The sequence below is a fragment of the Bacillus sp. V3-13 genome (assembly GCF_002860165.1).
GTDB lineage: Bacteria > Bacillota > Bacilli > Bacillales > Cytobacillaceae > Bacillus_BJ.
The window spans coordinates 1-18,590 of sequence record NZ_PGUZ01000052.1; the positions used below are offsets into that span (position 1 = coordinate 1).

At 45.8% G+C, this 18,590-nt stretch carries 19 protein-coding genes, 1 rRNA gene and 1 riboswitch; of the genes, 18 read left to right on the forward strand and 2 right to left on the reverse strand.

Annotated features, from left to right (window positions below; genetic code table 11):
• Positions 1-41: 41 nt before the first annotated feature.
• The 15 genes from rrf to purD all read left to right on the forward strand — a co-directional run bounded on the left by rrf (position 42) and on the right by purD (position 14,477).
• Positions 42-157: ribosomal RNA gene (rrf, locus tag CU633_RS17320) — 5S ribosomal RNA — on the forward strand.
• 376 nt (positions 158-533) lie between these two features.
• Positions 534-1,118: a DUF2179 domain-containing protein gene (locus CU633_RS17325; protein ID WP_374703387.1), complete on the forward strand. Its 585-nt coding sequence runs from the start codon at positions 534-536 to the stop codon at positions 1,116-1,118.
• Complete coding sequence (locus tag CU633_RS17330) at positions 1,115-1,321, forward strand: NETI motif-containing protein (RefSeq protein ID WP_101661838.1); 207 nt, start codon at positions 1,115-1,117, stop codon at positions 1,319-1,321. The genes CU633_RS17325 and CU633_RS17330 overlap by 4 nt, the downstream gene beginning before the upstream one ends.
• A gap of 93 nt (positions 1,322-1,414) precedes the next feature.
• A riboswitch (purine riboswitch) is annotated at positions 1,415-1,516 on the forward strand.
• Between the two features lie 143 nt (positions 1,517-1,659).
• On the forward strand, positions 1,660-2,151 hold the full coding sequence (purE, locus tag CU633_RS17335; RefSeq protein ID WP_101661839.1) for a 5-(carboxyamino)imidazole ribonucleotide mutase: 492 nt from the start codon (positions 1,660-1,662) through the stop codon (positions 2,149-2,151).
• Positions 2,135-3,289 carry a 5-(carboxyamino)imidazole ribonucleotide synthase gene (gene purK, locus CU633_RS17340; RefSeq protein ID WP_180955014.1) on the forward strand — a complete coding sequence of 385 codons (1,155 nt, stop codon included), beginning with the start codon at positions 2,135-2,137 and terminating at the stop codon, positions 3,287-3,289. The genes purE and purK overlap by 17 nt, the downstream gene beginning before the upstream one ends.
• Positions 3,290-3,293: 4 nt before the next feature.
• On the forward strand, positions 3,294-4,586 hold the full coding sequence (gene purB / locus CU633_RS17345; RefSeq protein ID WP_101661841.1) for an adenylosuccinate lyase: 1,293 nt from the start codon (positions 3,294-3,296) through the stop codon (positions 4,584-4,586).
• Positions 4,587-4,675: 89 nt separating this feature from the next.
• A complete protein-coding gene (purC, locus tag CU633_RS17350; protein ID WP_101661842.1) occupies positions 4,676-5,386 on the forward strand; it encodes a phosphoribosylaminoimidazolesuccinocarboxamide synthase in 711 nt (236 codons plus the stop codon).
• A gap of 1 nt (position 5,387) precedes the next feature.
• Entirely contained in the window at positions 5,388-5,642 is a 255-nt protein-coding gene (purS, locus tag CU633_RS17355) for a phosphoribosylformylglycinamidine synthase subunit PurS (protein ID WP_101661843.1), read from the forward strand.
• On the forward strand, positions 5,639-6,325 hold the full coding sequence (purQ, locus tag CU633_RS17360; protein ID WP_101661844.1) for a phosphoribosylformylglycinamidine synthase subunit PurQ: 687 nt from the start codon (positions 5,639-5,641) through the stop codon (positions 6,323-6,325). The genes purS and purQ overlap by 4 nt, the downstream gene beginning before the upstream one ends.
• Positions 6,309-8,525 (forward strand): phosphoribosylformylglycinamidine synthase subunit PurL, encoded by a 2,217-nt coding sequence (purL, locus tag CU633_RS17365; RefSeq protein ID WP_101661845.1) that lies wholly within the window; start codon positions 6,309-6,311, stop codon positions 8,523-8,525. The genes purQ and purL overlap by 17 nt, the downstream gene beginning before the upstream one ends.
• The gene (gene purF / locus CU633_RS17370) at positions 8,510-9,925 is read left to right on the forward strand and encodes an amidophosphoribosyltransferase (protein ID WP_101661846.1); all 1,416 of its coding nucleotides are present in this window, start codon (positions 8,510-8,512) and stop codon (positions 9,923-9,925) included. The genes purL and purF overlap by 16 nt, the downstream gene beginning before the upstream one ends.
• Before the next feature lie 103 nt (positions 9,926-10,028).
• Positions 10,029-11,057 carry a phosphoribosylformylglycinamidine cyclo-ligase gene (purM, locus tag CU633_RS17375; protein ID WP_101661847.1) on the forward strand — a complete coding sequence of 343 codons (1,029 nt, stop codon included), beginning with the start codon at positions 10,029-10,031 and terminating at the stop codon, positions 11,055-11,057.
• Positions 11,058-11,071: 14 nt separating this feature from the next.
• A complete protein-coding gene (gene purN, locus CU633_RS17380) occupies positions 11,072-11,671 on the forward strand; it encodes a phosphoribosylglycinamide formyltransferase (protein WP_101661848.1) in 600 nt (199 codons plus the stop codon).
• Entirely contained in the window at positions 11,650-13,185 is a 1,536-nt protein-coding gene (gene purH, locus CU633_RS17385) for a bifunctional phosphoribosylaminoimidazolecarboxamide formyltransferase/IMP cyclohydrolase (protein WP_101661849.1), read from the forward strand. The genes purN and purH overlap by 22 nt, the downstream gene beginning before the upstream one ends.
• Positions 13,186-13,205: 20 nt before the next feature.
• Positions 13,206-14,477: a phosphoribosylamine--glycine ligase gene (gene purD / locus CU633_RS17390; protein ID WP_101661850.1), complete on the forward strand. Its 1,272-nt coding sequence runs from the start codon at positions 13,206-13,208 to the stop codon at positions 14,475-14,477.
• Here purD and CU633_RS23675 read toward each other — a convergent pair.
• Positions 14,455-14,568, reverse strand: a complete 114-nt coding sequence (locus CU633_RS23675) for an EYxxD motif small membrane protein (RefSeq protein WP_374703386.1) — start codon at positions 14,566-14,568, stop codon at positions 14,455-14,457. The genes purD and CU633_RS23675 overlap by 23 nt on opposite strands.
• 148 nt (positions 14,569-14,716) lie before the next feature.
• Positions 14,717-15,139 carry a YgaP family membrane protein gene (locus tag CU633_RS23430; RefSeq protein WP_257958967.1) on the reverse strand — a complete coding sequence of 141 codons (423 nt, stop codon included), beginning with the start codon at positions 15,137-15,139 and terminating at the stop codon, positions 14,717-14,719.
• A 161-nt stretch (positions 15,140-15,300) separates the two neighbouring features.
• Here CU633_RS23430 and CU633_RS17400 point away from each other — a divergent pair, with 161 nt between their 5' ends.
• From CU633_RS17400 to CU633_RS17410, 3 genes are all read left to right on the forward strand, one after another.
• On the forward strand, positions 15,301-17,043 hold the full coding sequence (locus tag CU633_RS17400) for an adenine deaminase C-terminal domain-containing protein (RefSeq protein WP_180955015.1): 1,743 nt from the start codon (positions 15,301-15,303) through the stop codon (positions 17,041-17,043).
• Between the two features lie 75 nt (positions 17,044-17,118).
• Positions 17,119-18,168, forward strand: a complete 1,050-nt coding sequence (locus CU633_RS17405) for a DUF3048 domain-containing protein (RefSeq protein WP_101661852.1) — start codon at positions 17,119-17,121, stop codon at positions 18,166-18,168.
• Positions 18,169-18,182: 14 nt separating this feature from the next.
• A complete protein-coding gene (locus CU633_RS17410; protein WP_101661853.1) occupies positions 18,183-18,497 on the forward strand; it encodes a YerC/YecD family TrpR-related protein in 315 nt (104 codons plus the stop codon).
• Positions 18,498-18,590: the final 93 nt, after the last annotated feature.

Here is an 18,590-nt window from a genome sequence, read left to right on the forward strand (position 1 = left end):
ATTATCCAGTTTTGAGAGAACGAAGTTCTCTAACCAAATAGTTTGGTGGCGATGGCGAGAAGGCCACACCCGTTCCCATCCCGAACACGGAAGTTAAGCTTCTCAGCGCCGATGGTAGTTGGGGGTCTCCCCCTGTGAGAGTAGGACGCCGCCAAGCGAATGCGAAAGAACAGCCGATGATGGTTGTTCTTTTTTATTTTTCTTTAAATGAGAAAAACGTCCGAAACACCGTTTCGCTTAATTAATCAGGATTATCGCTTAATTCCTGGATTTTTCGCTTAATTAAGCCAGATTTTCGCTTAATTCCACCGTACTTTCACGTAAATCATCCGAATTTCCGCTTAATTAATTTTAGGACCAACAGTATTTTGCATAGTTTTCCTGAAAATACCCTTCTCCATCCCTAAAACTGCCTTTCCCACTTAAAACTGAGTAATTTCAATATGAAAAATAGGATAATCATAAATAAACAAGGGAATATATTGTGAAAAGGGTCGCCAACCCGGACCAGTTTTTTGTACAATATAACCTTAATGGGGATTCTCCGGTCCTCACTTTTAAAGGAGGGTCTTATTTTGCTTGAAAATAGTTTTGTAATGGTTGCGATTATCCTTATCATAAACATTGTCTATGTTTCCTTTTTTACGATCAGGATGATTTTGACTTTAAAAGGACAGCGCTATTTGGCTGCACTGATCAGTATGGTGGAAGTGGTCATATATGTGGTTGGGCTCGGCCTGGTTCTGGAAAATCTAAATGAAATTCAGAATTTAATTGCTTATGCCGTCGGATATGGAATCGGAGTCATCGCCGGGATGAAAATTGAGGAGAAACTTGCTTTGGGGTATATTACGGTCAATGTCATTACGAAGGAGTATGATAAAGATTTGCCGAAAATGTTACGGGAAAAAGGTTACGGGGTGACAAGCTGGGCGGCAAACGGCCTGGAAGGAGACCGGATGGCCTTGCAAATCTTAACGCCCCGAAAATATGAATTGAAACTGTACCAGACGATAAAGGAACTCGATCCAAAAGCTTTTATCATCGCATATGAACCAAAAACCATCTATGGCGGTTTCTGGGTCAAGTCTGTGAAGAAGGGAAAATTGTTTTCATGAGCAAGAATAAGAAAAAGCAATTATTTGAGGTTCAAGAAAACGAAAGCATTGATCAATGTTTAGAAAGAATCAAGAAAGCTGGATACGTACCGGTTAGAAGAATTGAAAAACCAATCTTTAAAGAAGTGATCCGGGGAGACACGACAGGATACGAACCGGCTGGCAGGCAGATTGTATTTGAAGCAAAGCCGTCACAACAGTAAAACACGAACATTAGGCATTAAAAAATAATCAAATGTTCGATAATGGTCTTGACAATCCTTTTAAATAGTTGTTAATATAGGGATAGTGATAAAAACTTAATTAATGATTACCCTCGTATAATGATGGGGATATGGCCCATAAGTCTCTACCCGATAACCGTAAATTATCGGACTATGAGGGAAAGTCTATATGCCCGGTAAACGAGTTGCTACATCTTTGTTTTCAAAGATGTATTTATACTTGTCAATGAACGCCCGGACAGACGGCTTTCTCTTATTATGGAGATAGGTGTCTGTTTGGGCTATTTTTATGGCGAAAATGAGCTGGAGGGAATGCCTTGAAAGCACTCGTTGGTGTGATTATGGGAAGCAAGTCGGATTGGGACACAATGAAAAACGCGTGTGAAGTACTCGAACAACTTGAAATACCTTACGAGAAAAAAGTTGTTTCAGCCCATCGGACTCCGGATCTTATGTTTAAATACGCGGAAAATGCTAAAGATAGAGGTTTAAAGGTCATTATAGCAGGAGCCGGAGGCGCTGCACACTTGCCTGGGATGGTTGCTGCTAAAACCGTCCTGCCAGTAATCGGTGTGCCGGTGCAGTCGAAGGCTCTAAATGGACTTGATTCTCTTTTGTCAATTGTCCAGATGCCTGGCGGAGTACCGGTAGCAACGGTGGCGATTGGCAATGCGGGAGCGAAGAATGCAGGATTGCTCGCTGCACAAATGTTAGGATCATTTGACGAAAAAATAAGCAAAAAGCTCGCAGATTTAAGGAATCAAATGAAGGAAACGGTGTTAGAAAGCAGTGATGAACTTGTCTTATAAAACAATTTTGCCCGGGCAAACAATCGGAATTATTGGGGGCGGCCAGCTCGGAAGAATGATGGCTTTATCAGCAAAAGCAATGGGATTCAAAATAGCTGTGCTTGATCCTGTCGAGGATTCACCTTGTGGACAAGTGGCTGATTACAGAATAACAAGTGAATATGACGATTTAGATGCGATCAAACAACTTGCGGAAGTTAGTGATGTGATCACATATGAGTTTGAGAATATCAATGCTGCGGCATTAACGTGGTTATGCAAAAACGCCTATGTCCCGCAGGGAAACCGACTGCTGGAAATCACCCAGGATCGTACAAGCGAAAAGGCTGCAATTGAAAAATCAGGGGTGGAAGTCGCACCGTATTCAGTAATTCATATTGTGGACGATATATATGATGCGATAGACAAGCTCGGCTACCCGGCTGTTTTAAAAACAGCAAGAGGCGGTTACGACGGCAAGGGCCAGCATGTCGTCCGCAGCAGCGCCGATATAAAGGCCGCTGGTAAACTACTTGAAAAAGGAGTTTGCGTGCTCGAGAAATGGATTCCTTTCGAAAAGGAAATCTCGGTGATTATCGTGCGAAACCAACAAGGTGAGACAGCTGTCTTTCCTGTCGGGGAGAATATCCATCAGGACAACATTCTTCATCAAACCATTGTACCCGCCCGAATAAGTAACAAAGCAGAAAAAAACGCTATTCAAAAAGCGAAAGAACTCGCACATTCTCTTGAGCTTGTTGGCACACTCGCTGTTGAAATGTTTTTAACCGCTGATGAGCAAATTTACATTAATGAACTGGCCCCGAGGCCTCACAACTCTGGACATTACACAATCGAGGCTTGTGAAACATCGCAATTTGAACAGCATATCAGGGCTGTGTGCAGCTGGCCTTTAGGGAGCACAAAGCTATTAAAACCGGCAGTAATGGTCAACATATTAGGAGAACATCAGGCGCGGATTCTTGAAAAGATTCCAGGCCTTCCTGATTGGAAAATCCATTTGTATGGAAAAAAAGACGCGAAGTTCAAACGGAAAATGGGGCATGTGACCATTTTGCGCGAATCAACAGACGTTGCACTGCAGGAAGCAGAACAATTTGGAATATGGAACAATGTGACTGAAAAAATCGGAGGCTAACTATATGATTGAACGCTATACCCGCCCGGAGATGGGGGCAATATGGACGGAAGAGAACCGTTTTAAAGCGTGGCTTGAAGTGGAGATTCTTGCTTGTGAAGCATGGGCAGAGCTTGGAGAGATACCGAAGGCCGATGTACAAAAAATCAGGGAAAAGGCGTCTTTTAATGTCGATCGAATTAAAGAAATTGAAGAAGAGACAAGGCATGATGTCGTCGCTTTTACCCGGGCGGTTTCGGAAACGTTGGGTGAGGAGCGGAAATGGGTTCATTACGGGCTTACTTCCACAGATGTTGTCGATACAGCTTTATCATATTTGCTGAAGCAGGCAAATTCGATCATTTTAAGAGATCTTGAAGCGTTTATTGAGATTATAAAAAATAAAGCAAAAGAACATAAATTTACTGTGATGATGGGCCGGACACATGGTGTCCATGCAGAGCCGACAACCTTCGGATTAAAGCTTGCGCTCTGGTATGAAGAGATGAAGCGAAACCTCGAACGCTTCAAGCAGGCAGCTGCCGGCGTGGAATTCGGAAAAATTTCCGGGGCAGTCGGCACATATGCAAACATTGATCCATTCGTTGAAAAGTATGTTTGCGAACAACTCGGGCTTCAGCCGGCTCCTGTTTCAACACAAACGCTTCAGCGTGACAGGCATGCCCACTACATGTCGACGCTTGCGTTAATTGCTACTTCGATAGAAAAATTTGCAGTTGAAATCCGCGGGCTGCAAAAAAGCGAGACACGGGAAGTCGAGGAATTTTTTGCGAAGGGCCAAAAGGGTTCCTCAGCGATGCCGCATAAGCGCAATCCAATTGGTTCGGAAAATATGACCGGTTTGGCAAGAGTCATCCGCGGCTATATGATGACCGCTTATGAAAACGTTCCTTTATGGCATGAGCGGGATATTTCGCATTCCTCAGCTGAACGGATTATCCTGCCGGATGCCACGATTGCCTTAAATTATATGCTGAACCGCTTCGGTAACATTGTAAAGAATTTGACCGTTTATCCGGAAAATATGAAGCGGAACATGGACCGGACCCTCGGGTTAATTTATTCACAACGCGTCCTGCTTGCTTTGATCGATAAGGGTCTTTCCCGCGAAGAAGCTTATGATACTGTGCAGCCGAAGGCAATGGAAGCGTGGGAAAAACAGGTGCCTTTCCGCACGTTAATTGAAGCGGATGAAAAAATTACTGCGAAGCTTTCAGCGGCAGAAATCGATGACTGTTTTGATTACAACTACCACCTTCAGCATGTAAATACTATTTTTGAACGAGTAGGCCTATAAAAAAGTTCGTCAGCAGCCTGAAATTCAGCTGCTGACGAAGAATCCAGACTGAAGATTCCCAATTTTTCTAAGGTGAGGAGGCTCCTTTCATGGAAAAAAGAGAGCTGTTGTACGAAGGAAAGGCTAAAAGAATTTATAGTACAGACGAGAATGACTTAGTTTGGATTGAGTACAAAGATTCAGCTACAGCCTTCAACGGAGAGAAAAAGGCCACAATTGCCGGGAAAGGCCGTTTAAATAACGAGATTACGAGTTTACTGTTTTCAAAGCTTCACGAACGGGGAATCCCATCCCACTTTGTTGAACGATTGTCAGAAACTGAGCAGATCGTTCGCAAAGTAACGATCATCCCGCTGGAAACGGTTGTCCGCAATACGGCGGCCGGGAGTTTTTCAAAAAGGCTCGGTGTGGAAGAAGGCAAACCTTTATCAAAGCCGCTTGTCGAGTTTTATTTAAAAAATGATGAGCTGGGCGATCCAATTGTAACTGACGATCATATCGTTGAGCTGGGATTGGCGGCCAAGCAGGAGATAGAGCTGTTAAAAGAAAAGGCTCTCGAAGTAAATGCGATATTATTAAGCTTTTTTGCAGAATTGGGCATACGCCTTATCGATTTTAAGCTTGAGTTTGGAAAAGACAGGGAAGGCCATATTTTACTGGCAGATGAAATTTCTCCGGATACATGCAGACTGTGGGATATGGAGACGAATGAAAAGCTTGATAAAGATGTATTCCGCCGTGATTTGGGGGATCTGACGACAGCGTACGAGAACATTTTAACGAGACTGGGAGGCAGATAGAATGTATAAGGTAAAGGTTTATGTAACTCTCCGCGAAAGTGTATTGGATCCTCAGGGGAAAGCGGTTGAACATTCGCTTCATTCTTTAGGATTTAACGAAGTCGCTGATGTGCGGATCGGAAAGTACATGGAAGTTACCATTGAAAAAACAGATCGGGATGTTGAAGAAACAGTTAAAGAAATTTGCAGCAAGATCCTGGCTAACCCAGTCATTGAAGATTATCGTTATGAAATAGAGGAGTGTGTCAACCAATGAGGTTTGCGGTGGTCGTCTTTCCGGGATCCAATTGTGATGTTGACATGTACCATGCAATAAAGGATGAGCTTGGCGAAGAAGCAGAATATGTCTGGCATAATACGGAAAGCTTAGCGGGATATGACGGAATTTTACTGCCGGGCGGCTTTTCTTATGGGGACTATTTGCGCTCAGGAGCGATTGCACGTTTCAGCAATGTCATGAAGGAAGTTGTCAATGCGGCTGAAGCAGGAAAGCCTGTTCTTGGTGTCTGCAATGGTTTTCAAATTTTGCTTGAAGCAGGACTGCTGCCAGGCGCGATGAGACGGAATGAAAGCCTGAAATTTATCTGCAGGCCGGTGCAGTTAAAGGTTGAAAATAATGAGACGATGTTTACATCGGCGTATGATAAAGAGGAGATTATTACAATTCCGGTTGCCCACGGGGAAGGAAACTATTATTGCGATGAGGAGACTCTCGCAAGCTTAAAAAAGAACAAGCAGATTGTGTTTACGTATAGCGGCACAAATCCGAACGGCAGTCTCGCAGATATCGCCGGAATCATCAATGAAAAAGGAAATGTTCTCGGAATGATGCCGCATCCGGAGCGGGCGGCAGACCCGTTACTGGGCGGCGCCGACGGTTTGAAACTTTTTCAATCGATCGTAAAACATTGGAGGGAAGCACATGTTGTTAACGCTTGAGCCAAGTCCCGAACAAATAAAAACAGACAAAATTTATCAGCAAATGGGTTTGTCGGATGACGAGTTTGCGATGATTGAAAAAATTCTCGGAAGGACACCGAATTATACCGAGACTGGTTTATTTTCGGTTATGTGGTCTGAGCATTGCAGCTATAAAAATTCAAAGCCTGTTTTAAGAAAGTTTCCAACAACGGGTGAAAGAGTATTGCAGGGTCCCGGCGAAGGAGCGGGAATTGTTGATATCGGTGATGAGCAGGCGGTTGTGTTTAAAATCGAGAGCCATAACCACCCATCGGCGATTGAACCGTACCAGGGGGCGGCAACAGGTGTTGGCGGAATTATTCGCGATGTATTCTCGATGGGAGCAAGGCCAATCGCCCTTCTCAACTCGCTAAGATTTGGCGAACTTGATTCTGCCCGCGTCCGTTATCTTTTTAAAGAGGTAGTAGCGGGAATTGCCGGGTACGGCAACTGCATCGGGATACCGACCGTTGGCGGAGAGGTGCAATTTGATTCATCCTACGATGGTAATCCGCTTGTTAATGCAATGTGTGTCGGTTTAATTGACCATAAAGATATTAAAAAAGGGCAGGCGCATGGAGTCGGCAATACGGTTATGTATGTCGGTGCGAAAACGGGCCGTGATGGTATCCATGGTGCTACATTTGCATCGGAAGAGCTGAATGAACAGTCGGACGAAAAGCGCCCCGCTGTTCAAGTCGGCGATCCGTTTATGGAAAAGCTTCTCCTTGAAGCATGCCTCGACATTATCCAGTCTGATGCCCTGGTCGGCATTCAGGATATGGGTGCAGCAGGCTTAACGAGTTCTTCTGCTGAAATGGCAAGTAAAGCAGGATCAGGCATTGAGATGAATCTTGACCTGGTTCCCCAGCGGGAAACGGAGATGACAGCCTATGAGATGATGCTGTCCGAATCACAGGAGCGGATGCTGATTGTCGTCGAAAAAGGAAGAGAGCACGAAATCACTGAGTTAATTTCTAAATATGAGCTTGAAGCCGTGGCGATCGGAACGGTCACGGATGACAAAATGCTGCGCCTCATTCATAAAGGCGAAATCGTTGCTGAAGTTCCGGTTGATGCGCTGGCGGAAGAGGCACCGGTTTATCATAAGCCATCAAAGGAACCTGAATACTTCCGTGAGTTCCAGGCGATCGACAATGAAGTTCCAGCGGTTGAAAATTATGAACAGACTTTATTGCAGCTCTTAAAGCAGCCAACAATCGCCAGCAAAGAATGGGTTTACGACCAGTATGATTATATGGTCCGCACAAATACCGTTGTTTCGCCCGGGTCGGATGCAGCTGTTGTCCGGATTCGTGGAACCCGCAAGGCACTTGCGATGACGACTGACTGCAACTCCCGCTTTCTTTATTTAGATCCTGAAACAGGCGGAAAAATTGCTGTTGCCGAAGCGGCGAGGAATATTGTTTGTTCCGGGGCAGAGCCGCTTGCGATTACAGACTGCCTGAACTTTGGAAACCCGGAGAAGCCGGAGATTTTCTGGCAGCTTGAAAAAGCGGTCGATGGAATGAGTGAGGCTTGCCGGGCACTCAATACACCGGTTATCGGCGGTAATGTCTCGTTATATAACGAAACCAATGGGAATGCGGTTTACCCGACACCGGTTGTCGGCATGGTTGGTCTTGTCAAAGATGTTGACCATATCACCACACAGCAGTTTAAAAATTCCGGAGATTTCATTTATGTACTGGGCGATACGAAGCCTGAATTTGGCGGCAGTGAGCTGCAAAAGCTGCAATACGGAAGGATTTTTGGGAAAGCGCCCGAATTAAATATTGAAACCGAGCAAAAACGCCAAGAGCAGCTCCTTAAAGCAATCCGGGCGGGACTTGTTGCCTCGGCTCACGATATTGCCGAAGGCGGTTTCGCTGTGGCGATTGCGGAAAGCTTGATCGGCACAGACAATTTAGGCGCAGAAGTGAACGTTTCCGGAGATATCGTTTCAGCCCTGTTCAGCGAGTCGCAGTCACGCTTTTTAGTCTCTGTGAAAAAAGAGCATCAGGAAGCTTTTGAAAAAATCGTTGACGCAAACCTTATTGGAGTTGTGACAGCATCGGCTGAATTGAAAGTGGAATCAGCTGAAGGTGAAGTTTTAAACATAAAGACAAAATCATTAGAAGAGGCCTGGAAAGGAGCTATTCCATGCTTGCTGAAATAAGAGGATTAAACGAAGAATGCGGCGTATTTGGCGTCTGGGGGCATGAAAATGCTTCCCAGATTACGTACTATGGATTGCACAGCCTCCAGCACCGCGGCCAGGAAGGAACCGGCATTGTCACAACAGACGGTGAAGTCCTGAAAGGTGTGAAAGGCGAAGGGCTTGTCACCGAAGTGTTCACTGCCAAGGCGATGGAAGAACTGACTGGTAAATCGGCAATCGGCCATGTCCGCTACGCGACAGCCGGCGGCGGGGGCTACGAAAATGTCCAGCCTTTGCTGTTTCATTCGCAAACGGGAAGCCTTGCGCTTGCCCATAATGGCAACCTTGTTAATGCAGATGCGCTAAGGCATCAGCTTGAAGGCCAGGGAAGCATTTTTCAAACGAGCTCCGATACTGAGGTTTTTGCTCATTTAATCAAGAGAAGCGGCTATTCATCATTAAAAGATAAAGTGAAAAATGCTTTAACGATGTTAAAGGGTGCTTACGCGTTCTTGGTGATGACTGAGTCGGAAATGATGGTTGCCCTTGATCCGCACGGATTGCGGCCGCTTTCGCTAGGTCTGTTAGGCGATGCATATGTAGTTGCTTCCGAAACATGTGCGTTTGATATTGTCGGTGCGGAGTTTATCCGTGACGTGCTTCCCGGTGAACTGATCACCATCAATGATGAAGGCATTCATTCCGAAATGTTCTCGATGAATACAACCAGGGCGATTTGCACGATGGAATATGTTTATTTTTCCCGTCCTGACAGCAATATCCATGGCATCAATGTTCACACAGCACGAAAAAATCTCGGCAAGCAGTTGGCGGTTGAAGCGCCAATAGAAGCGGATGTCGTGACGGGTGTGCCTGATTCGAGCATTTCGGTAGCGATCGGCTATGCCGAAGCGACAGGTATTCCTTATGAGCTCGGCTTAATAAAAAACCGCTATGTTGGCCGGACGTTTATCCAGCCGTCCCAATCACTTCGCGAGCAGGGTGTCAAAATGAAGCTTTCTCCGGTCCGCGGTGTTGTTGAAGGCAAACGTGTCATTATGGTTGATGATTCAATTGTCCGCGGCACAACGAGCAGGCGGATTGTTACGATGTTAAAGGAGGCCGGTGCACTCGAGGTCCATGTTGTCATCAGTTCACCGCCGATTAAAAATCCGTGCTTTTACGGAATCGACACCTCGACAACGGAGGAATTGATCGCTTCGAGCAATTCAGTTGAAGAAATCCGCAAGCAGATTGGTGCAGACTCTTTAACATTCCTTAGCATTGAGGGAATGGTTGAAGCGATCGGCAAAAACGAGGACGGAGAGACGCGCGGCCATTGCCTGGCCTGCTTTACCGGTAAATACCCTACGGAAATCTATCCTGCAGTAGGCGGCGGAAAAAAGGTGACATGTTAATCACCGCTGCCGGGACTCAATCATCATATTTGATCATTCAAAAAAATAAGGCAGATTGCGGCATCTTGAATGTCGCTTTTCTTTTAAAATAGGAGGAGCGAAAATGGCTAACGCTTATAAACAAGCAGGTGTAGATATCGAAGCCGGCTATGAGGCTGTCGCAAGAATGAAAAAGCATGTTCAAAAGACGATGCGGGCTGGCACGATCGGCACTCTTGGCGGATTTGGCGGAATGTTTGACCTGTCTGTTCTTAACCTAAAGGAACCGGTCCTCGTTTCAGGAACGGATGGTGTCGGCACGAAGCTGATGCTTGCCTTTATGGCAGACCGCCATGATACGATAGGCATTGACGCTGTTGCGATGTGCGTCAACGATATTGTTGTCCAGGGTGCGGAGCCGCTCTGTTTTCTCGACTATATCGCTTGCGGCAAGGCAGATCCGGCACGAATTGAAGCAATTGTGAAAGGAATTGCTGACGGCTGCGAGCAGGCGGGCTGTGCTTTAATCGGCGGTGAGACAGCAGAAATGCCGGGAATGTATCATGAAAATGAGTATGATCTCGCCGGTTTTTCAGTTGGAGCCGTTGAAAAAGCAAACATCATTACCGGTAAGACGATTGCGTCCGGTGATGTGCTGATCGGGCTCGCCTCAAGCGGGATCCACAGCAATGGTTACTCGCTTGTCAGAAAGATATTGTTGCAGGATCGCAAACTTGCGCTTAAGGATCATGTGAACGAATTGGGCTGTACATTGGGCGAAGAGCTGCTGCGCCCGACAAAAATATATGTCAAACCAATATTGGCGGCGATCAAAAAATTCGAAATTAAAGGGCTCGCCCACATTACCGGCGGTGGCTTTATTGAAAATATTCCCCGCATGCTCCCGGAAGGACTTGGGGCAGAGATAACAGCAGGTACGTGGCCTATATTGCCTATTTTTGATTTGCTTGAAAAAGAAGGAAGCCTTGAACGGTCCGAGATGTTCAATATTTTTAATATGGGCATCGGCATGGTGGTTGCCGCAGCTGAAAAGGATGCGGAAACGCTGCTGGCACACTTTAATGAAGCCGGTGAAAAAGCGTATCGGATTGGCACGGTATCCGATCGGGAAGCGATTAAAATCCATTTATAATACGGAGGATGGACATGAAAAACATCGCGGTGTTTGCTTCCGGAAACGGCAGTAATTTTCAGGCGATTATCGATGCGGTCCAGGGAGGGAAACTGGATGCATCAATCAAGCTGCTCGTTTGTGACAGAGAGAATGCTTATGCGATTGAACGGGCACAAAAAGCGGGCATTCCCCAGTTTGTATTCAGCGCAAAGGATTATTCCGGCAAGGAAGACTATGAAAAGGAAATTCTCGTCAGGCTTAAGGAGTCCGGCGTTGAATTTGTGATCCTGGCGGGCTATATGCGCTTAATCGGATCTGTTCTGTTAAGTGATTTTGCAGGGAAGATTATCAATATCCACCCATCACTTTTGCCAGCCTTTCCGGGAAAAGACGCGGTGGGCCAAGCTCTTAACGCTGGGGTAAAAATTAGCGGGGTAACGATTCATTTTGTCGACGCAGGCATGGACACAGGCCCGATCATTGCCCAGCAGGCAGTTGAGGTTAGTGAGGATGACACGAGAGAAAGCCTGCAGGAAAAAATCCAGAAGATAGAACATGAGCTGTATCCATACATTTTACAGAAGCTATTCACAGCCAAGGAGGAAAAGCAATGGGTAAAAAACGTGCACTAATCAGCGTTTCGGATAAAAGCAATCTCACACAGTTTGCAAAGGGACTGGCAGACCTTGGATACGAGATTATTTCAACGGGCGGAACGAAAAAGACCCTTCAGGAAAACGGTATTCCCGTTATGGGTGTTACTGATGTTACAGGTTTTCCAGAAATCCTCGAAGGACGGGTAAAGACTCTTCATCCAAAAATTCATGGCGGCCTTCTTGCAAAGCATGATGACGAAGGCCATTTGCAGCAGCTTGCAGAACACCAAATCGAGCCGATCCAAGTTGTTTGCGTCAATCTCTATCCTTTCCAGCAAACGATTGCTAAGCCGGATGTAACGGTGGAAGAAGCGATTGAGAACATCGATATTGGCGGTCCGGCAATGCTGCGTGCTTCAGCAAAGAACCATGAATCGATTACGGTCGTGGTTGATCCTGCCGATTACCAGCTTGTGCTCGATGAATTACAGCAGGGAGAAGTGAAAAAAGAAACACGCCGGAAGCTTGCTGCCAAGGTTTTCCGCCACACAGCCAGTTATGATGCGAAGATTGCCTCCTATATGACTGAGCTAGTCGGCGAACAGAACCCGGAGAAGCTGACGGTGACTTATGAGTTAAAGCAAACGTTGCGCTACGGGGAAAATCCGCATCAAAAAGCGGCATTTTACAGCAAGCCGCTCGGTTCAAGTTTTTCAATCGCAAAAGCAAACCAGCTGCACGGTAAGGAGCTCTCCTATAACAATATCAATGATGCAGATGCCGCTTTGCAAATCGTGAAGGAATTTTCGGAACCTGCTGCTGTTGCTGTCAAGCATATGAATCCTTGCGGGGTGGGAACAGGTGACAGTGTGTTTACTGCGTTTGAAAAGGCTTTTGCCGCCGATCCGGTTTCGATCTTTGGCGGAATTATTGCGTTTAATCGTGAGGTAGACGCGCAAACAGCGGCCAAGCTTCATGAGATCTTCCTGGAAATTATCATTGCTCCGGGATTTTCACCCGAAGCTCTTCAGATTTTAACAGGCAAAAAGAATCTCCGCCTTCTAACGATCCCATTTGCAAGTAACGGGAATCCGGAAGTCAAGCTGTCGTCGATTGAAGGCGGGTTGCTCGTTCAAGACCAGGATCTTCATACCATTGATGATGCCAAACTTTCTGTGCCTACAAAAAGAGAGCCTTCTGAAGAAGAGTGGCGGGCATTGAAGCTTGGCTGGAAGGTTGTGAAGCACGTGAAATCAAATGCGATCGTCGTCGCAGGAGATGACATGACACTGGGGATCGGAGCCGGCCAAATGAACCGTGTCGGTGCAGCCAAGATTGCACTCGAACAAGCAGGTGCAAGAGCGAATGGTGCGATACTGGCATCGGATGCATTTTTTCCAATGAACGATACGGTCGAAGCTGCGGCCAAGGCAGGTATTACAGCGATTATCCAGCCTGGCGGTTCCATTAAAGATGAAGATTCGATTAAAAAAGCGGACGAGTACGGAATCGCAATGGTATTCACAGGTATCAGGCATTTCAAACATTGAGTCTTTTTGGAGGTGCACAAATGAAAGTATTGGTGATTGGAAGAGGCGGCCGCGAGCACGCGATCTGCCGAAAGGTTTCCGAAAGTCCGCTAGTCGAGCAGGTTTTTGCAGCACCGGGCAGTGAGGGGATGGCTGATGCCGCAACGCGCCTGCCCATTGATGAAAGCAATCAGGAAAAGCTGCTCCAATTTGCAAAGGAAGAGGGCATCGGCCTGACGATTATCGGTCCGGAGATTCCTTTGCTTGAAGGACTTGCAGACCGGTTTGCCGAGGCGGGTCTGCCGGTTTTTGGCCCGAAAAAAGCCGCTGCCATCATTGAAGGAAGCAAGTCATTTGCGAAGGACCTGATGAAAAAATACAATATTCCAACCGGGGATTACAATACTTTTTCAAACTTCGAGGACGCGAAGGCGTATATAGAGGCAAATGGTGCCCCGATTGTGATTAAGGCGGATGGTCTGGCGGCGGGGAAAGGCGTGACAGTCGCTTTTACAATCGAAGAAGCGCTTCAAAGCATACAAGATATGATGTTAAATGAAAAATTCGGTGTCGCTTCATCAACCGTTGTCATTGAAGAATTTCTCGACGGTGAAGAGTTCTCGCTTATGGCGCTTGTCAACGGGGAAACCGTCGTCCCGCTCGAAATAGCCCAGGATCATAAGCGCGCATTTGATGGGGATAAGGGTCCGAATACAGGCGGAATGGGCGCGTATTCACCGGTGCCGCAAATCGGCAAAGAAACCGTCGATTTAGCAGTTGAAACGATTTTGAAACCGGCTGCCAGGGCACTTGTGAAGGAAGATAGAAGCTTTTGCGGCATCCTTTATGCGGGTCTGATTTTGACGGATAAAGGCCCGAAGGTGATTGAGTTTAACGCCCGCTTTGGAGATCCGGAAACACAGGTGGTTTTGCCGAGAATGAAATCAGATCTTGTCGAAGTACTCCTTTCACTCCTTCAGGGTGAAGCACCTGAAGTGGAATGGGATGAAGAAGCGATGGTCGGCGTTGTCGTTGCGGCACAAGGTTACCCTGGCGAATATAAACGCGGAGCGGTTTTAACAGGGCTGGAGCAAGTGCAGGAAGAAGTATTAGTGTTTCATGCCGGGACCGAAAAGAATGAGCTCGGAGAATATCGTACAAGCGGAGGACGTGTATTTTTGGCCGCTGCGAAAGGCGAAACATTAAAGGAAGCGCAGGCCAAAGTTTATCGCGGACTGGCCAGTTTACAATGCGAAGGCGTTTTTTATCGTAAAGATATTGGCCACAAAGCTATCGGGCCCGTTTCTTGTTAGTTTTGCGAACATAAACATATACCAGGGCAACAATGCTGCCTATCAAAGTAATCAGCACAAACAACACATCACTTATGTATTCAAGGAACATGTGTTCAGTCAACTCCTTTAGATGCCTGGCCTGCCCTGATAGCGGCAGGCTTGATTTTTGTCAGCTGCTATTTAAAATCGCGCTGCTGTTGATGGTCGCTATATTAAGATAATTTAAGCTTTTGGGCCGAAGCTTGAAAACTTCATTATTATTTAAGAGGATTGTCCCCAAGCAACTGGTTGATTATTTCAGTCTTTATGTCGTCGCCAGATTCGCTCTTTTCCTGTTTTGGTTGCTTTTCGCCGGCGTGCTTTTCATCCTGTTTTGAATTGTTTCCGCTGTTTTGCGTGACCGCCTGCTTTGCCTGGTTGTGACCGTTTTCCTTCATATTGGGCTGTGATTGGCTTTCGCGATTTTGCATGTTATGCTGTCCTGTTTCAAAGAGAGCAGTAACTGGACAATAGCGGACAATTCCTTCGGCCACCTTCATTGCTCCAAGCATGGCCATCACTAAATAAGAATCACGCCGCGGTTTTTTTACAAGCTTGGCAGTGCTCCACGAAAGAACAGTCAATCCGACCGTTATTCTAATTAACGCATTGATAATCCCGATATTAGGTGTTATTTTCATTTGTCGACGCCCCTTGATAAAATTTTTCACAATTATTTCTAATTCTTTAATGTGCTAAACAGTGAAGTATGTTAGTATATAACAAAACCTTTTTGTAAGGGTTTTCTTAATGACTCTTCATCTATTCATATAACACAGTAAACTGCAAGGAGGGAATGGTGGTGCTTGATCAGCGTTATCGGTGGAAAAACAAGCATTTGCGTGAGCACGTCGCCGTACTGGACGGCAAGATTTCACCGACAATATTGCTTAAAAATGCTACATATCTGAATCAAACTTTTCGTCGCTGGATGACAGCGAATATTTGGATCTATGATGACCGGATTGTCTATGTAGGAGAAAAGCTTCCGGATAATATAAGTGGATGTGAAATGATCGAATCTCCAAAAGAAAGGCTGGTCCCCGGCTATATCGAGCCGCATGCCCATCCATTTCAATTATATAATCCCCATTCATTTTCCAGATATGCATCACAGTTTGGAACGACAACGTTTATGAACGATAACATGGTGCTTGTTTTACAATTGGAAAAAAGGAAAGCGTTTTCATTTTTGAAGGAAATGCGCAATCTTCCAGCGACGATGTATTGGTGGTGCCGCTTTGATGCGCAAACGGAAATTCTTGAGGAAGAAAAGTTATTTTCGCACGCTGAAATCAAATCGTGGCTTGAGCATGACGCTGTTTTACAGGGGGGCGAGCTGACCGGCTGGCCGAAGCTGTTGGATGGCGATGATATGATGCTCCACTGGATTCAGGAAGCAAAAAGAATGAGGAAACAAATTGAAGGCCATTTCCCGGGTGCGTCTGAAAAGACGCTTGCAAAAATGATGCTGCTCGGGGCTGATTGTGATCATGAATCGATGACCGGAAAGGACGTCCTGAACAGGCTGATGCAGGGGTATATGGTGTCACTCCGATATTCTTCGATTCGGCCTGATTTGCCGGGGCTCCTCGATGAAATTCACGAGCTTGGTATTGCCGCATATGACAGATTTGTATTGACGACGGACGGGTCCTTCTCTTCATTTTACGAACAAGGGGTGATTGATGAGATGATCCGCATTGCGATTAACAAAGGAGTTCCGATTCTGGATGCCTATAACATGGCGACGATTAATCCCGCCCGTTACTATAATATTGACCATCTGCATGGGAGCATTGCGACCGGCCGGGTTGCCAACATTAATTTCCTGGAGGATGAAAATAACCCTACTCCTGTCTCAGTGCTTGCAAAAGGAAAGTGGGTCAAAAGAAATGGCAATGAAGTTGACAGTTTCCCGGAAGTGAAATGGGGAGAATTTGGACTTGAGCCGTTGAATATCAACTGGGAACTGACGATGGATGATATGCAATTTTCGATGCCGTTCGGAATTAAACTGGAGAATACCGTTATTACAAAACCTTATTCCGTTACGATAGATGTATCAACAAACGAGCTGTCGAAAAAGCATGACGAGTCCTTTTTTATGCTGATCGACCGAAACGGAAAGTGGAGAGTCAATACGCTGCTGAAAGGATTTGCCCGCGATTTGGACGGATTGGCAAGTTCGTTTTCGAACACGGGCGATATTGTTTTAATAGGTAAAAATAAGCAAGATATGATCGCCGCTTTTAACCGGATGAAAGAGCTGGGCGGAGGTATTGTTACAACCGAAAATGGCGAAGTTACACAGGAAATCCCTTTAAAACTAAGGGGTGTCATGTCCGATCAAAGGGTCGAAACGTTAATCGAAGCAGAAAAGCAGCTGCTCAAATATTTAAAAAACAAGGGGTACCAATTTGCCGACCCGATGTATACACTATTATTTTTTTCATCAACCCATCTTCCGTATATTCGAATTACGCAGCAAGGAATGTACGATGTTATGAATAAAATGGTACTCTTTCCGTCAATAATGCGTTAAAATATAACAGAGATAAAGTGAAATTCACAGAAATAGACAAAGATATATACCAAGGGTTATTTAGGGGGAAAATCAATGCTGAAAAAGGCGACTGTGCTCGCAGCGGGTCTGCTTTTGCTTTTTTCTGGATGCAGCAACAAAGAGGAAGTAAAAGACCATGTCAAAAAGGCGGCTGATGAGACAGTAAAAGAGGTGGGTGCTGAAACATCTTTCTCGGAGTATTACCCGTTAACGGGAATTGGTTCTGAAGAGGCGACAGATGGACGTGCTGTTGCTGTTATGGTCAATAATCATCCGGCAGCGAGGCCACAGTCGGGATTGGACAAGGCCGATATTGTTTATGAAGTCCTGGCTGAGGGCGGTGTAACGCGGTTTCTGGCTATTTTCCAAAGTGAAAAACCGGAAAATATCGGGCCGGTCCGAAGTGCCCGGGAATACTATATTGAACTTGCCAAAGGGTATGGCAGCTTGTTTATTGCGCACGGATACAGTCCCGAAGCAAAATCAATGCTTGAAAAAGGCTACATCGACCATTTAAACGGAATGGCCTATGACGGAACGCTTTTCCAAAGGGCAAACTTCCGAAAAGCGCCCCATAATTCGTATATTTCGTTCGGGAACATTATGAAGGGTGCTGAAGAAAATAACTATCCAATGAATCAGAGCCCGGCAAGCCTTGAATTTTATACAGAAAAAGAGCTGGATACGATCAGTGGCGAGGATGCCCGGTCAGCGATGATTTCCTATTCTTCAGAGGATTTTAATTCGAGCTTTGAATATGATGACAAGCTTGGCAAATACAAGCGCTATTCCGGCGGAGAACAAACCGTCGACTATGAGACAGGGGAGCCGGTCTTGATTGATAATATTCTTATTGTCGAAACAGAACATGCAATCGTGGATGATGCCGGCCGCCGCGAGATTGACTTAACCTCGGGCGGACGTGCCTTTTTGCTTCAAAAAGGGAAGCGCAATGAAGTGGAATGGAAAAACGTCGATGGCAAGATCCTTCCGTTTATCGGTGGTTCTGCCGCGCCGCTTGTCCCGGGAAAAACCTGGATCAATGTCGTGCCGGCGGACCCCGGCATTGACCAGAGTGTATCTTTTGAAACACAATCAATTTAAAGGAGTTTCTATACATGCAAATTGATAAACTAAGAGGGAAAGAACTTGACCAGTTGTTTAAAGCTATTCTTTCATTAAGAGACCTTGAAGAATGCTATCGTTTCTTCGATGACCTGGCAACCGTCAATGAAGTCCAATCACTTGCCCAGCGGCTTGAAGTGGCGAGAATGCTTCGTGAGGGGAAAACGTACCATAAGATTGAAACGGAAACAGGAGCAAGCACAGCAACGATCTCACGTGTGAAGCGCTGCTTAAATTATGGGAATGATGCTTACGAAATGGCACTCGAAAGGCTGCGCGAGCAGGAAACGGGCACAGTCAGCGAATAGAAGCCGAAGATTTTTCTTCGGTTTTTATTTAAAAGATAAGAAAGTATAAAATTTTGGGTCTACCACGGTCATCTAGGCTGTGGTATTTTTATT

What these genes read in the sequence shown, in the direction of transcription:
- CU633_RS17325 (WP_374703387.1), top strand. Translation starts at nt 534, where the DNA reads ATGGGGATTCTCCGGTCCTCACTTTTAAAGGAGGGTCTTATTTTGCTT.
- CU633_RS17330 (WP_101661838.1), top strand. Translation starts at nt 1,115, where the DNA reads ATGAGCAAGAATAAGAAAAAGCAATTATTTGAGGTTCAAGAAAACGAA.
- purK (WP_180955014.1), top strand. Translation starts at nt 2,135, where the DNA reads ATGAACTTGTCTTATAAAACAATTTTGCCCGGGCAAACAATCGGAATT.
- purB (WP_101661841.1), top strand. Translation starts at nt 3,294, where the DNA reads ATGATTGAACGCTATACCCGCCCGGAGATGGGGGCAATATGGACGGAA.
- purC (WP_101661842.1), top strand. Translation starts at nt 4,676, where the DNA reads ATGGAAAAAAGAGAGCTGTTGTACGAAGGAAAGGCTAAAAGAATTTAT.
- purS (WP_101661843.1), top strand. Translation starts at nt 5,388, where the DNA reads ATGTATAAGGTAAAGGTTTATGTAACTCTCCGCGAAAGTGTATTGGAT.
- purQ (WP_101661844.1), top strand. Translation starts at nt 5,639, where the DNA reads ATGAGGTTTGCGGTGGTCGTCTTTCCGGGATCCAATTGTGATGTTGAC.
- purL (WP_101661845.1), top strand. Translation starts at nt 6,309, where the DNA reads ATGTTGTTAACGCTTGAGCCAAGTCCCGAACAAATAAAAACAGACAAA.
- purF (WP_101661846.1), top strand. Translation starts at nt 8,510, where the DNA reads ATGCTTGCTGAAATAAGAGGATTAAACGAAGAATGCGGCGTATTTGGC.
- purM (WP_101661847.1), top strand. Translation starts at nt 10,029, where the DNA reads ATGGCTAACGCTTATAAACAAGCAGGTGTAGATATCGAAGCCGGCTAT.
- purN (WP_101661848.1), top strand. Translation starts at nt 11,072, where the DNA reads ATGAAAAACATCGCGGTGTTTGCTTCCGGAAACGGCAGTAATTTTCAG.
- purH (WP_101661849.1), top strand. Translation starts at nt 11,650, where the DNA reads ATGGGTAAAAAACGTGCACTAATCAGCGTTTCGGATAAAAGCAATCTC.
- purD (WP_101661850.1), top strand. Translation starts at nt 13,206, where the DNA reads ATGAAAGTATTGGTGATTGGAAGAGGCGGCCGCGAGCACGCGATCTGC.
- CU633_RS23675 (WP_374703386.1), bottom strand. Translation starts at nt 14,568, where the DNA reads ATGTTCCTTGAATACATAAGTGATGTGTTGTTTGTGCTGATTACTTTG.
- CU633_RS23430 (WP_257958967.1), bottom strand. Translation starts at nt 15,139, where the DNA reads ATGAAAATAACACCTAATATCGGGATTATCAATGCGTTAATTAGAATA.
- CU633_RS17405 (WP_101661852.1), top strand. Translation starts at nt 17,119, where the DNA reads ATGCTGAAAAAGGCGACTGTGCTCGCAGCGGGTCTGCTTTTGCTTTTT.
- CU633_RS17410 (WP_101661853.1), top strand. Translation starts at nt 18,183, where the DNA reads ATGCAAATTGATAAACTAAGAGGGAAAGAACTTGACCAGTTGTTTAAA.